At 36.8% G+C, this 13,143-nt stretch carries 13 protein-coding genes and 1 riboswitch; of the genes, 2 read left to right on the top strand and 11 right to left on the bottom strand.

Features of this window, described 5'->3' with window-relative positions; genetic code table 11:
- Positions 1-25: 25 nt before the first annotated feature.
- The 4 genes from metE to MKZ17_RS09035 form a co-directional block, all read right to left on the bottom strand.
- On the bottom strand, positions 26-2,311 hold the full coding sequence (gene metE / locus MKZ17_RS09045) for a 5-methyltetrahydropteroyltriglutamate--homocysteine S-methyltransferase (protein WP_340723412.1): 2,286 nt from the start codon (positions 2,309-2,311) through the stop codon (positions 26-28).
- 144 nt (positions 2,312-2,455) lie between these two features.
- Positions 2,456-2,633: riboswitch (cobalamin riboswitch) on the bottom strand.
- Between the two features lie 40 nt (positions 2,634-2,673).
- Positions 2,674-2,913, bottom strand: a complete 240-nt coding sequence (locus MKZ17_RS20585) for a cysteine-rich CWC family protein (protein WP_350462552.1) — start codon at positions 2,911-2,913, stop codon at positions 2,674-2,676.
- A gap of 17 nt (positions 2,914-2,930) precedes the next feature.
- A complete protein-coding gene (locus MKZ17_RS09040) occupies positions 2,931-3,407 on the bottom strand; it encodes a nucleoside 2-deoxyribosyltransferase (RefSeq protein ID WP_340723411.1) in 477 nt (158 codons plus the stop codon).
- A gap of 12 nt (positions 3,408-3,419) precedes the next feature.
- Positions 3,420-3,920, bottom strand: a complete 501-nt coding sequence (locus MKZ17_RS09035) for a DUF1648 domain-containing protein (protein ID WP_340723410.1) — start codon at positions 3,918-3,920, stop codon at positions 3,420-3,422.
- Positions 3,921-4,048: 128 nt separating this feature from the next.
- Here MKZ17_RS09035 and MKZ17_RS09030 point away from each other — a divergent pair, with 128 nt between their 5' ends.
- Positions 4,049-4,696, top strand: a complete 648-nt coding sequence (locus MKZ17_RS09030; RefSeq protein WP_340723409.1) for a DedA family protein — start codon at positions 4,049-4,051, stop codon at positions 4,694-4,696.
- Between the two features lie 180 nt (positions 4,697-4,876).
- Here MKZ17_RS09030 and MKZ17_RS09025 read toward each other — a convergent pair whose 3' ends face one another.
- From MKZ17_RS09025 to MKZ17_RS09010, 4 genes are all read right to left on the bottom strand, one after another.
- Positions 4,877-5,284, bottom strand: coding sequence for an acyl-CoA thioesterase (locus tag MKZ17_RS09025; protein WP_340723408.1), 408 nt, complete (start codon positions 5,282-5,284; stop codon positions 4,877-4,879).
- A gap of 136 nt (positions 5,285-5,420) precedes the next feature.
- Positions 5,421-7,646, bottom strand: coding sequence for a YcdB/YcdC domain-containing protein (locus tag MKZ17_RS09020; RefSeq protein WP_340723407.1), 2,226 nt, complete (start codon positions 7,644-7,646; stop codon positions 5,421-5,423).
- A gap of 430 nt (positions 7,647-8,076) precedes the next feature.
- A complete protein-coding gene (locus MKZ17_RS09015; protein WP_340723406.1) occupies positions 8,077-8,616 on the bottom strand; it encodes a PadR family transcriptional regulator in 540 nt (179 codons plus the stop codon).
- A 76-nt stretch (positions 8,617-8,692) separates the two neighbouring features.
- Positions 8,693-9,847 carry a YhgE/Pip domain-containing protein gene (locus MKZ17_RS09010; RefSeq protein ID WP_340723405.1) on the bottom strand — a complete coding sequence of 385 codons (1,155 nt, stop codon included), beginning with the start codon at positions 9,845-9,847 and terminating at the stop codon, positions 8,693-8,695.
- A 351-nt stretch (positions 9,848-10,198) separates the two neighbouring features.
- Here MKZ17_RS09010 and MKZ17_RS09005 point away from each other — a divergent pair, with 351 nt between their 5' ends.
- Positions 10,199-10,609, top strand: a complete 411-nt coding sequence (locus tag MKZ17_RS09005) for a GNAT family N-acetyltransferase (RefSeq protein WP_340723404.1) — start codon at positions 10,199-10,201, stop codon at positions 10,607-10,609.
- A gap of 52 nt (positions 10,610-10,661) precedes the next feature.
- Here MKZ17_RS09005 and MKZ17_RS09000 read toward each other — a convergent pair whose 3' ends face one another.
- The 3 genes from MKZ17_RS09000 to MKZ17_RS08990 form a co-directional block, all read right to left on the bottom strand.
- Complete coding sequence (locus tag MKZ17_RS09000) at positions 10,662-11,138, bottom strand: GNAT family N-acetyltransferase (protein WP_340723403.1); 477 nt, start codon at positions 11,136-11,138, stop codon at positions 10,662-10,664.
- Between the two features lie 370 nt (positions 11,139-11,508).
- Entirely contained in the window at positions 11,509-11,997 is a 489-nt protein-coding gene (locus tag MKZ17_RS08995) for a chemotaxis protein CheW (RefSeq protein WP_340723402.1), read from the bottom strand.
- 11 nt (positions 11,998-12,008) lie between these two features.
- Positions 12,009-13,118 carry a M20/M25/M40 family metallo-hydrolase gene (locus tag MKZ17_RS08990; RefSeq protein WP_340723401.1) on the bottom strand — a complete coding sequence of 370 codons (1,110 nt, stop codon included), beginning with the start codon at positions 13,116-13,118 and terminating at the stop codon, positions 12,009-12,011.
- Positions 13,119-13,143 lie beyond the last annotated feature (25 nt).

Here is a 13,143-nt window from a genome sequence, read left to right as displayed (position 1 = left end):
ATATGAGAAGAGCCTTATCTATTTGTTATGCAATAACTTCCTGCTCGCGCAATGCTTTCGCAGCCTTTACCATATTTTCTAAAGCCGCAATCGTTTCAGGCTCTTGTCGCGTTTTTAAACCACAATCAGGGTTTACCCAAAATTGCTCCTTCGGTATAACTGCTAAACTTTCCTTTAAAATATGCGTCATTTCCTCAATAGATGGTACGCGTGGACTATGAATATCGTACACTCCTAACCCAATACCAAATTCATAAGGATTTTCTTTCAATGATGCAATCAATTCTCCGTGACTTCTAGATGTTTCAAGAGAAATGACATCTGCATCTAGCGCCCGAATTGGCGCGATAAAATCATTAAATTCGCAATAGCACATATGGGTATGAATTTGTGTGTCGTTTTGCACAGCTGAAGTAGCTAATTTAAACGAATTCACTGCCCATTGCAAATAGTCCTCCCAGTTTTCTTGTCGAATGGGTAAGCCTTCACGAAGTGCTGGTTCGTCAACTTGTATAATACGAATACCCGCCTGCTCTAGTGCGTCAATTTCCTGGCGTAGCGCAAGTCCAATTTGGTACGCTACCGCTGCCCGAGGGATATCATTTCGGACAAATGACCAATTTAAAATTGTCACAGGTCCAGTTAGCATTCCTTTTACATAGTTGTCTGTTAATTGCTGTGCCTCTGCTACTTCTTTAACAGTCATCGTTTCTGTCCATTCGACATCCCCATAAATAATCGGTGGTTTTACGCAACGTGAACCATAGGAAACAACCCAAGCATATTGCGTGAAGGCAAAGCCCGTTAGTTTTTCACCAAAATATTCGACCATGTCTGTTCTCTCAAACTCCCCATGAACGAAAACATCTAAGCCAATTTCCTCTTGAATAGCAATCCAACGTGCTGTTTCTTCTTTTACAAAGAATTCATATTGTTCATGAGATAATTCATTTTTCCGCCACGCTGCTCGGTTTTTCTTAACGGCAGATGATTGTGGAAAGCTACCGATTGTCGTAGTCGGAAAATCAGGTAATTGCAAGGACTCTTTTTGTATTTTTTGGCGGGCTTCAAAAGGAGCTGGTCGCTTAAAGTCGTCTGCCTTTACTGCTTTCATTAATGCATCTACTCGCTCATTTTTTCGTACAGGATGAGTAGCTAGCGCTTCAATTGCTTGCATACTAATTGCTACACTATTTGCCTTTTTCCAACTGCCTGTTTGTAAATAACCACTCACTGCAACAATTTCTTCGATTTTTTCATTTGCAAAGGCTAAAGTATTTAGTAATACTGGATCAACGTTTTGCTCACTTTTAGTTGTCACCGGAACGTGCTGTAGACTGCATGATGAGCTTAACCACACATTTTTTGCTTCACTTAATTGCATAATAGCTTTAACACCCGATAATGTTTCTGCCAAATTTGCTCGCCAAATATCACGTCCATTAATAATCCCAATTGACAATACTTTATTTGTTGGAAAACCATATTTTCGTAATGCCTGGTAATTCTCCTTTTTGCCATGAACAAAGTCTAGACCAATGCCAGCAACTGGTAAGTGGACGAGTGTTTCATATGAGGTAAGTGCTTCAAAATACGTTTGTACCATTAGCTTTGCAGCAGGTACACTTTCAGCTAATTGCTTGTAAATTTCTTCGATTAGTTGAACTTCCTGCTTAGATAAATTTTTCGTGAGAGAAGGCTCCTCCAATTGAATCCACTGTGCCCCAGCTTCCACCAGCTCATTTAGTACCTGGGCATACAGTGGAATAAGTGCGACAATAAACGCTGCTCGAGATTTTTCGTTATAGCCCTTTGATAAATCAGCAAATGTATAGGGACCAATTAATGTAGGCTTAGCATTAAAGCCTAAATCCTTCGCTTCAAGGTAGTATGTTAAAATTTTATTTTTCTTTAGTGTTAATTTTTGTCCCTCATATTCTGGCACGATGTAATGATAATTCGTGTTAAACCATTTTGTCATTTCACTTGCAATTACATGATCTGTCCCACGAGCCATAGCGTAATAAAGCTCTAAATTTGTCACGTCCCCAAGCGACTCGTAACGACTTGGAATTAGATTAAACATTACAGCTAAATCTAACATGCGATCGTAATATGTAAAATCGCCCACTGTTACCAAATCAAGCCCAAGGTTTCGTTGACGTGTTATTTGTGATTTACGGAGTACCTTCATCTGTTCCTCACATTGCTGTTCGGAAATTTCTTTCTTCCAATACGACTCAACTATACGTTTCCATTCACGTTGCTCTCCGATATACGGATAACCAACAACTGTACTAACTACACTCATTTGATAAGCCTCCTTTTTTTACATAACCAAAAAGGCTACTTTCCGGTAATGGAAAATAGCCTGGACTTATCTATGCATCTTGAAAAAGCGTATTTAAAGTACGCACATTCGCACAGAACACCACCTATTTCCTCGTAGGCATTTGGTGTGTACTAGAATGAGGCAGGTCTCCTGACTTCTCTTCAACGCTCTTCTTGCCTTCCCGTTTTACAGTGGCATTAGTTAGATTCGCTCCGAGTTACAGTTGCGGGACAGTGTTGGATTTGCACCAAGCTTCCCTTTTAAGCTTATTCTCATAAGCACCTCTTCTTACACGTTATGTAATTGGTTAACACTATATCATAAAAACTTTAAAATAAAAACTAATTTTCTGATAAATTAGTTTTTTCTAAACATTTAATGCAAATACACGTATTGTTTTTAATCGACCTCTGAAGTTGATTTAATAATTCAGGCTTAATGGTAACCGTCATGCACCAACAATTTTTTGCATCTTCAATTTGACAATGGTTTGCTTGATTGCAAATTGGGCAACTATTTGCTGTCAATGAACTTCCCTCATTTCTAGTTCGTAATAGAAAACGCCTTGCACACGAATTCATGCAAGACGCTTTATCCATTATAGATATTTTTTTACAGCTTCTACCGCCTCTTCTACCGTCGAAACAATGACACCATTTTGCTTAATGAGTCCAACGACAAATAAGTTTCGGTAAATAAACTGATTTTCTGTTCCATCTGCAATAAGCGCGTCAATTTTTTTTGAATTCGTTCGCCCTAATTGACGCACATCTGAAAATAACGCAACAATTGGACGATTGAGCATTGAAAACGCACCAATCTCTGCAGCGACACCCGAATCTATTTCCACCCCATCAATAACAGCTATTAAAACATCACTTTCTTTTAAACTATGTATATCTGCCTGTGCAATTGCTAAGCTATTTGCATAGGCATTTTTATCGTTTATGGCATCATTTTCTTGTGGTACGTATAATTCAATTGACGGCATTGCCGTACGGAGCTTGTCGGCAATTATTTCATTTACATAGCGGTCTCCGATTGAAAATAGACCATTCGCTAAATAAGCTTTCATTCAAACACCTCATTATTTAATTTTAAATGTTTTTACAACTTTCCATGTTGTTACGCCTATTAAGAGGCCTAATATTACATAAAAAGGCCAGCCAAGTGTAGCATCCGCGCCACTTGCAATTTCTACCGTCTTCCATACGATATATGCAAATAATATATTGATGATATTTTTCGTATAATTAAGTAATTGGCGACTATTTAAATAAAAGTCCCGTGCATTTGATTCGTTTATCCGCGCTGGGTAGTTATGAGTTTCTGGATTTTTCTCAAAAATCATAAGAAAAAATTGCATAAACGTCGCAATGACCGGCAAAATAAAAAGCTCATATTTCGATCCCCAGCGGTCTACCTCCCCATTTGCACCGTAATGTGCTGGTACTTGCTCGGGTAAGCCGCTCCAATTAAATAGTAAAATTGAAAATAAACAGGCAAGTGCCACATAACCAATCGTGTCCGCTAGCCACTCTGACTTTGTCTTTGCAATATGTAATTTTGGGCGATTATATTCGTTCATAGAAAACCCTCCTCACCTAGTATACGGTGAGATTAGAGAAAAAGTTTCAAGACGCTTTGTACGCTTTATTATAACAAATCATTTATACTAATGGAAAACCATGTCCATTTTTTGATGGGAGAATTGCTATGCTAATAGATATTATTCAATTTTTGCGTGAAATAGATCAAGTCATCTTTCGCTACATAGAAGAGCTTGGACTCTATATTTATTTATTACTCTTTGCTGTTGTTTTTAGTAAAACAGCCTTTGTCATTTTTACATTTTTGCCTGGGGACAGTACCGTCTTTACGAGCGGTACTTTAGCAGCGATCGGAAAGCTTGAGCTTTGGGTGCTTTTCATTTTATTCATTATTGCAACAACCCTTGCTGATAGCAACAACTATTTTATTGGCAAAACCGTCCGGAAAATCCCGCGCAAACGTAATATTTTTATGCGCTTTATATCCGATTCAACAACGGAAAAGGCAGCTCAGTTTTTAAACGACTATGACCGAATCGCTATTACATTTTCTCGCTTCGTCCCATTAATGCGTACAATGACACCATTCATCTCAGGTTACACAAATTTCTCGTACTGGACGTTTTTGCGCTACAATTTTTTAGGGGCAGTCGTTTGGACTTCTGTTTGGCTTGGAGGAGGATTTATACTCGGAAATATTTCGTGGGTGGAGGACAATCTTGTATTGACGTTAAGCGTAATTACTGTTCTTGTATTTGCCTTTACGGGATATGCTTATTTGAAGCAATTTAAGAAAAAGCAAATGTCCATGTAAATGAAAAATACCGATTCAAAAAATAGGTATGCTCGCTCGTAGCTTACTTTCGACTACTCTCTAAAAAGTAAAAATTGAATGCCCATGACATGAATTTCTTCAAATCATGTCATGGGTATTTTAATTTCAAAGAAATAGCGCTCACTAGATACGTACAAAAACTTGCTGGTACCTCTACTACTATTTTATTGAAAAAAGTTGTCGTAACGGCAACGGCATTTTTGCTACCTTCTTTTTTTCAAGGTCATAGAAGCACCCCTTTTGTGAGCCTACACAATGAATTGTCTCATCAGAAGCTATTTCCAATTCCATTTCCCATCTCGTCTCGCCAGACTGAAGTAACCAGCATCTACCCGTCGGCTTATCAAAAATCGTTAATGGTGCTTTATAGGTAGCCTCCGTTTTCATAAGGATTGGTGAGATATTTCCCCTCAACATTTGATCTAGTGGATAGTATTCGTTCAAGAAGGCCATTCGTAAATCCTCGAACCAACGTATATAAACGATATTGCTTACAATGTCCATTGCATCAATATCATAGGCATTTATCTTAATCGGTATTTCAGCAATCAGCTTTCTTTCTGTCATTCAATATCCCTCTCCCTTCATTTATTTTTGCAATTATATTTGAACCGTGCATTATTGTAGAAAAAAATCACCCCAAAAGTTAGTTTTCACTCTAACTTTTGGGGTGCAACACCACGAAGGGGTTGTACATTTTTTGTTAATAATAGTTGTTTGTTCTTTTTTCTGCTAGTTCATATGCAAGACGAATAGTCGATACAGCTAAGTCCGCATATGTGATTTCAGAATTCGGATTGAAACGATTTTTATCAACAGGTAATATGCCCATCGCATTTGCAACCGCTACGTAGCCAATATATTTCGGATTTACATCAGCTGCATCTTCAAACTCTAATTGATAAATTTCACTATGCTTCGCTGCCGGTTCAAGTCCTAACGTATGCATATACCAAACTGCTAATTCTTCTCGTGTAATTTTTGCTTCTGTATTAAATTCCGCTCCATCTACCTTAATAATTCCCATAGATACTGCGCGCTCTACAACTGAATATAACGGATGATCTGGTGAAATATTCGTAAAGGATTGCTTCATTTCGCCGCGATCTCCCATAAGCCCTTCATAGAAATAGGTTAGTGATTTTATAATAACTTTTAGCGCCTCACCTTGTGACACTTTTTCATTACCGTTGAACTTTGCCACATCTTTTACTTCTAAAATTTTTGCATTTATTAAATAGTTCAACTCTTGTTGTGCTGTTGGATGATTTACAACTACTTCTTCACTAGAATAGATGCCGTTTTTCCATTCGCCTGTTGTTGCATCTATGTAAGCACCAGAATTTGTATTAAAGATTGGTGAATACAGTAAGTTATAATGAACTACTTTATCTTTTTGAGTCTGCTGTACATAATTCAATTTCACGGTCAAATCTTCACGCAGCTTTTTTTCCACATCTTCTACTGGCACAGCAGCAGTTATTGCCGGCCACTCATCGATATTTTGATAGCCTATATAGAGATTAGACAATGAACCGTCCGCTGCAATGCCTACCATTACCTGATCGCCTGATACGAGTAGGCCATTTACTACGCGTGGGAAAGTAAAATTAAATCCGTCCGTATGCTCCTCCACATACGGCTCTATTGCCGGCTTTGCATAATGATGTAAATAAGTTGGCGCATATTCTTTTAAGTATTTAATTGCACTTTCTAATGCTTGATCTTTCGTAATCTTTAAGGCTGGCTTTTCTTGTTCACTTGTTTCCATTACAAAATTCGATTTGTTATTATAATATTGCGTTATTTCACCTGTTTGTTTGTTGAACTCAAGCGATCCGCCGCTCCCGAATGACTTACTTTGATACATATAACTTACTGAAAGGTACTTCTTACCTTCACGTTCTACTTCATCAACGGATTGAATGACTAGCTTTACTTGTTTAGAATCTATTGCCAGTAGCTTTTGTGCCATTTCTTTCGCCTGCTCTACTGTAATACCATTATATTTTGCAGGTAATGGGCTCGTAGCTAATTTTTCAATTTTTGTCTTCGCTGGCAATTGAGTCAATAATCCATTCGTTGTTTGCCATTTACCTGTTAGTGCATGTACACCTGCATATGTTGATGCTGGTTGATAAATAAGAGAGACAATCGGTTTCTCTGTTCGATAATCCATCGACACTAAATATTGTAAATCTACTGCCAAATTATCTTTTATTTGAGCTAATGCTTGCTGTTCATCTTTAATGTTATTCTTGTCATCAAACGTAGGATATTCAGCAGAATTACTCATGCGATAAAAACCAACTACTTCACCGTTTCCTTGCACTGTTACATTAATTTGTTTGTCGCTGATTGGAATATCATTTTTCGTTTGCGCAAAAGTGAACGAATAGCGAATCGGCTCCGTAAGTAATTGGGGTGAATAGTAATTCATCGCATTTGGCTCAATTACATACTTTTCACCATTCGCAAAGGTTCCCATAAAATTTGTAGCGATTTGTCGCGCTTCATCTTTTGATACTTTGGCTGGGAACATCGAATCTTTTTCAGTGACCGGTTGATAAGAAAACTGTTCAATTTCTAAGTTTTCCCCTTTAAAAACAAAACTTCCGTGTACAGATTTCCCGTTTATGTTTTTTGAAAAATGTAAGTGATAGCGAAGTTCCTCATCATTTGTGTAAAAAGAAGCAGAACTGTTATGGAAATCATTATTTGATACAAAGCTAAATCGATTAGGGAATAGCTTGTGTACCCGTTGAATTAACTCATTTTTAGTAACATTAGTTTCTGTCGAAGCAACAGTAATTTGTACTTTCTGTTGTTGATGATTAACGAAATTTGCTGAAGCACTTGGAGCAGCAACCATACTCGTAAGAATTGCTGTTGAAGCAAAAATAGTCCCGATAGCTTTTAAATTTTTCAAAATACCCCTCCTAATTTTTGTAATCACTAAAGTTTACACTAAATTACAAAATTAGTAAACTTAACTATATAATTACAATTGATGGTACTTCTTAATGAACCCTTTGCACATAGATATTTTGTCATGTAACTTCGAATACAAAAGTCTCGATAACTTCTATTATTTTGTTCCTTTAATGCCCTGTTGTAATTCCTCTTTTCTCTCTTTATTAGTAGCAACGCTTAGTGTAACTTCTAAAAAAACTTCCTATTACATTGCACTTAAATAGGCTGTCCCACTTGCGAAACTAATTTCCAAAATATTGTATGTTTAGAAAGTGAAGTTTATCATTATGACATAATGTTTAATTATTGGCCAATTGTATTTACTTATAAATGTATAAGTTAAAAAAAGAACGTCTCTCCACGTATAAGTGAAGAAGACGTTCCTTTTAGTTTGATTGAGTCTTTAACTTGTCAATAATCTGACCAAGCCAATACATTTCATTTTCTGTGCGTCCTAAGTAGAAGCCATGAAATAAATCGACTACTTCTTGCTCATAACCACCAATCTGAATATTTTCATAAGCTTTAATTATTTCGTTTTTACTAGAAAACGATTCTCGGTATCTTTTTTCAAGAATCTCTATAACTTGCGCCCGATCAACGTAACGAATATAAATTAACGCGACAAGCATATCTTGGAGCTTATCCGCCTTTTCAAAAAGCTTATATAAAATACGTGGTAATTCTTGGCGTCCCTTATCGGTAATAGCAAAAACCTGTTTATCAGGGCGATTCGCTTCTTTAATCACCTCTACAGGATGAATAAGGCCACGTTTCGAGAGTGATTCAAAATTGTAATAAAGCTTACTTTCCGTCATATTGGTTAATTTATCAAGAGGGATATATTTAGATAACTCTTTTTTTAACTTATAGGGATAGTTATTTTCTTCCATCAATTTACTTAAAATAAAAATTTGAATTAACATACTAAACAGCTCCAACTCTATTTATTCCCTTCATCTTACCAAAATTAAAACGTAATTTCAGCTGAATCTTTTCCAATTACTCTTGAACTTGCACGTCATCCGTCACTGGAAGAGGCTTGTGGAAAATCCATACGATGAGTATGTTGATTACCATTGCACCGACACCTACAGTTGCTAATCCCCAAAGGAATGGTGCTGGGCTAATAGATCCAAACATCATTGCAAAATAAGACTGAACGGAGTGGTACATTGGTGTAATGTAACTAAACCATTCGTATGGCGCATACATCATGTCACGTGGCATTGTTGCACCATTAGCAATTGTTTGCATTAATAAAATTGGAATATTAAATATCATTCCGCCTTCTCCAAATAGGAAAATTAGGATGGAACATACATTAAATGCAGCCATATATAATAGTATCTGTTGACCCGCGACTGGTAATAATAGAGACATATCAAGGTCTGCTATTGAAAAGGCAATGGCTAAAGCACCGATTGTTGAAACTACTGCAATAATTAATGCTACTAATTGTACATATATGAATAGTTTTGTCTTGCTTGCTTTTCCTCGATTTGCTTTAAAAGATCCTACTAATTGCATACCGGCAATCATTGCACCGACATAGCTTGCCATTGTTAAAAACATTGGAAGCATATTGTTGTGCATCCCATCCGGCACATCATTCATAATGACATAGTTACCTATATAACTCGTTTCAATTTGTTTGGCCATCTCGGCAGCCTGCTCTTCTGGAACATTTACATTCATTAAAATCCCTTGTGCTGTTTGCTGTGAAAAATTAGCACTTAATTGGTTATTTATTTCCCCTACAATCGAACTCATCGCAGACGGTACCATTGTTGCAGTCGCTTCATTTACCGTAAAATCAAGACTTGCTGATTGACCACTTTGTGCATTGGCAGTGAAATTTTCTGGAATATGAATTACAAGCGCTAGCTTATTTTTTTCTAATTCCTTTAGTGCTTCACTATTTGATAGTTCGGATTCTATTGTTTTAAATGGTAGACTTTCACTTAACTGCTCCGCTATTTGACTTCCTGTTTTTCCATTATCATCATTGACAATGGCAATTTTTAATTCATCCATATTGCCTGGTAACGCTGTGTAACCCGGTAGAAATATGCCTAGCATGGCGATTGCATAAAATATCCCCATAAAAATTGATGCAATTGCACCCTTTGACCTTAAAAACTGTGTAAATTTCACTAATAATGCTCCTTCATGTTAACATTCGTAAAAGTACTTTGAACAAAGTACTTCGTGTTAAGCATAATACAATATTAATATAATAAAAGTCAAAAAAATGCACACACTAATTTTTAAATAAGGAACGAAAGATCTTTAAACCAGAATACTATTATTATTTAACAAAGTAGGTTTTTTGGAAGAAGGAAATACTGATTTAAATGTTTAATTCATAATTAAAAGGAGGAATAAAATTGATACAGCAGAACGAGTTAACTATAAGACTAATGAATCATCATGACTTTCATTTAATGGCTAAATGATGAGAGGGTATTAAAATTCTATGAAGAGCCACCTACGGATTTAGATAGAGTGAATCGAAAGTATGGCCCAAGAGTTGATGGTGAGCATTATGTAACACCTTGTATAATTGAATACAGAGATAATCCAATAGGTTATATGCAATATTATGAGATACAGGAAACTGAATTAATTACATATGGTTATAAGGACGAGCAAAATATTTACGGAATAGACCAGTTTATCGGTGAAACGGAGTTATGGGGTAAAGGAATAGGAACAAAAATGATACAACTAATGTTAAATTACCTTTGTGAGAATGGGGCTTCAAAGGTTGTATTAGAGGTCAAAAGCAATAATTGTAGAGCAATATCAAGCTATACAAAATGTGGTTTTAAGAGAATCAAAGAACTAAACAACGATCTAGTTTTAATGGAATGGATAGACCCTTCTAATTCAACAAAATGGCAATTAATAGAATAAGAAAGAGCCTCCTATTCCGCAATACAGCACCCTTTCACGGAGTAACGGGAAATTAAAGTTGCAATACGGTTATTGGCTCATTGTCACAGATTTCTCCATTATCTCGAAAACCAAAGCTTTCATAAAGCTTTTTAGCTGCGATGTTATCTGTTCCATATGGAATCCAGCAGTAGCTTGCAGGACCTGCTGGAAAGGTACGTATAAATTCCAAGATTTTTTCCATAGCTTCCCGACCGTAACCCTTGTTCTGATATTGCTTGTCAATCATAAGTCGTAAAATGCAATAACTATCATCTACGATTGACGGGAGTTCATATCCAGTATTTCCATAAGTTAGCATAACAAAACCGACTGGCTGTTCATCCGCGTATATAGCAAAAGGAAATGGGTGTCCCCCATTGGTTGCAAGAACATAGCACAAGGCTACACTTGACAGATTGGACGCAACGAAGCGGCGTTGATCTTCTGAAACTTCCAGGTTAAATATTGCGCGTCGGTTTTCTAATGTAATTTTTCTAAGCTCAATCATGTATGATCCCCCTATTAAAGATGACGCCCTTAATATTAACAGATAATGGAATTATATTGAATGAAATTTTTTACTGTTGTCAAATGAAAAAAACGAGAGTGGGACATAAGTAGAAATCTTTTGTATTTAGCGGAATTTGGATAATAAAAATAAACTTTATTTGAATTGGTTGAAATGAAGGGCGACTCCGGCGGGCAGCACGACGCCTGAGACTACAGGCTCAGGCCGTGCCCGTGGAAAGCGACCGGGAACGAAATTCAAATTTACACGCATCAAAAAAATACAACTTTTCTCCTCACCTCAAAGAAAAATTGTATTTTTATTTTATCACGGCTTCATTTAAAGTTTGCGTCATTAAATGATGGTAGATTTACTTTGCTATTTCTTCCTGCTCATTTTCCAACATTTTGTACAGGTAATCGATAATTTCCCGAATCCCTTCTAGTGAGTTCACTAAAATAACTGGATCTACACAAGAAATCATACGGTCTTCTAAATTTGCAACAGCTGTGAAATATTGTGTTTTTGAGTAATTGACTAAACCTAGTTGCTTTAAGTCATTTTCAGCAATATCAAGAATTTCTTTTGCCTCTCCTACAAGTAAAGCATAGTTGATGACATCTGTTGATAAAACAATAACCTTCGATTCGTTTCCACTAGTTGGTCGATTATATAAAATTCGTTGGAAATCGATGACTGGTGTTAATTCGTTACGAATTCTAGTAAAGCCTAATAAATATTCTGGTAAATGTGGAATGGGGGTAACGCGTTCTAATTTTTCAATTGACACAACTTGATCAACTGGAACCGCATATTCTTCATTTCCACAAGTAAATACTACTGCTTTTTCAAAACCCATATGGTCACCTCTTATTTGACTGTTTGAATAATAATTGCTTCTAATAAATCAGCTAATTTTTCTAGTTCCTCAATTGGCATTCTTTCATTAGTCGTATGAATTTCTTCATACCCTACGGATAAATTTACTGTTGGAATACCAAAGCCAGCAATCACATTTGCATCACTACCGCCACCTGAAATACCTAATTGTGGTGTACGATTAACTGCTTCTACTGCAGCCTTGGCAACTTGTACTACCTTGTCTTCTTCCGTAACTCGGAAGCCTGGATACATAAGCTTCACTTCAACTTCAGCACGGCCCCCATTTTCTTTTGCTACACGCTCAAAAGTTTCCTTCATGTGCGCTGTTTGAGCCTGTAATTTTGCTTCATCAATCGAACGGGCTTCCGCAATAATTGTTACTTCATCACAAACGATATTTGTTGCCTGGCCGCCTTCAAAGCGACCGATATTAGCCGTCGTTTCTTCATCTAAACGACCAAGTTTCATTTGTGCTATTGCTTTTGCGGCTAATGTAATGGCAGAAATACCCTTTTCCGGCGCTACACCTGCGTGTGCTTTCTTCCCAATTACTTTTGTAAATACTTTCGCTTGGAATGGAGCAGCTACGACAATGCCACCAACTTTTCCATCACTATCAACAGCGAATCCGTATTTAGCAATAATTTTTGATGGATCTAATTCCTTCGCTCCAACTAATCCACTTTCCTCACCTGCTGTAATAACAAACTGGATTGTTCCGTGCTGTATATTTTTCTCTTTCACTCGTCGTGCCATTTCAAATAAGGCTGCCATTCCTGCCTTATCATCTGCACCTAAAATCGTTGTACCATCTGAGTAAATATAGCCGTCTTCACGAATTTCAGGCTTAATTCCCTTTCCTGGGACAACTGTATCCATATGTACAGTGAAGTATATTGGCTCAATTGACGCATCCCCATGTAATGTCGCAATAATATTTCCCGCGCCATGCCCATTACGAGTATGTGCATCATCTTGGTATACTTCAAAGCCCATTTCTTCTAACTTTTCGACCAAAATTGGGGCGATGATTTCCTCGTGCTTTGTTTCCGAATCAATTTGAACAAGCTCTAAAAACTCTTCTACTAAACGACTCATCTATGAAAAACTCCTTTAGAAATAA

Source organism: Solibacillus sp. FSL R7-0682, assembly GCF_038005985.1.
GTDB lineage: Bacteria > Bacillota > Bacilli > Bacillales_A > Planococcaceae > Solibacillus.
This window is presented reverse-complemented; position numbering and strand designations above follow the sequence as displayed.

Bases quoted from the DNA above. Each gene is read 5' to 3' on its own strand.
- MKZ17_RS09035 (WP_340723410.1), bottom strand. From the start codon at position 3,920: ATGAACGAATATAATCGCCCAAAATTACATATTGCAAAGACAAAGTCA.
- MKZ17_RS20585 (WP_350462552.1), bottom strand. From the start codon at position 2,913: ATGAATTCGTGTGCAAGGCGTTTTCTATTACGAACTAGAAATGAGGGA.
- MKZ17_RS09030 (WP_340723409.1), top strand. From the start codon at position 4,049: ATGCTAATAGATATTATTCAATTTTTGCGTGAAATAGATCAAGTCATC.
- metE (WP_340723412.1), bottom strand. From the start codon at position 2,311: ATGAGTGTAGTTAGTACAGTTGTTGGTTATCCGTATATCGGAGAGCAA.
- MKZ17_RS09000 (WP_340723403.1), bottom strand. From the start codon at position 11,138: ATGATTGAGCTTAGAAAAATTACATTAGAAAACCGACGCGCAATATTT.
- MKZ17_RS09040 (WP_340723411.1), bottom strand. From the start codon at position 3,407: ATGAAAGCTTATTTAGCGAATGGTCTATTTTCAATCGGAGACCGCTAT.
- MKZ17_RS08995 (WP_340723402.1), bottom strand. From the start codon at position 11,997: ATGGGTTTTGAAAAAGCAGTAGTATTTACTTGTGGAAATGAAGAATAT.
- MKZ17_RS09025 (WP_340723408.1), bottom strand. From the start codon at position 5,284: ATGACAGAAAGAAAGCTGATTGCTGAAATACCGATTAAGATAAATGCC.
- MKZ17_RS08990 (WP_340723401.1), bottom strand. From the start codon at position 13,118: ATGAGTCGTTTAGTAGAAGAGTTTTTAGAGCTTGTTCAAATTGATTCG.
- MKZ17_RS09015 (WP_340723406.1), bottom strand. From the start codon at position 8,616: ATGTTAATTCAAATTTTTATTTTAAGTAAATTGATGGAAGAAAATAAC.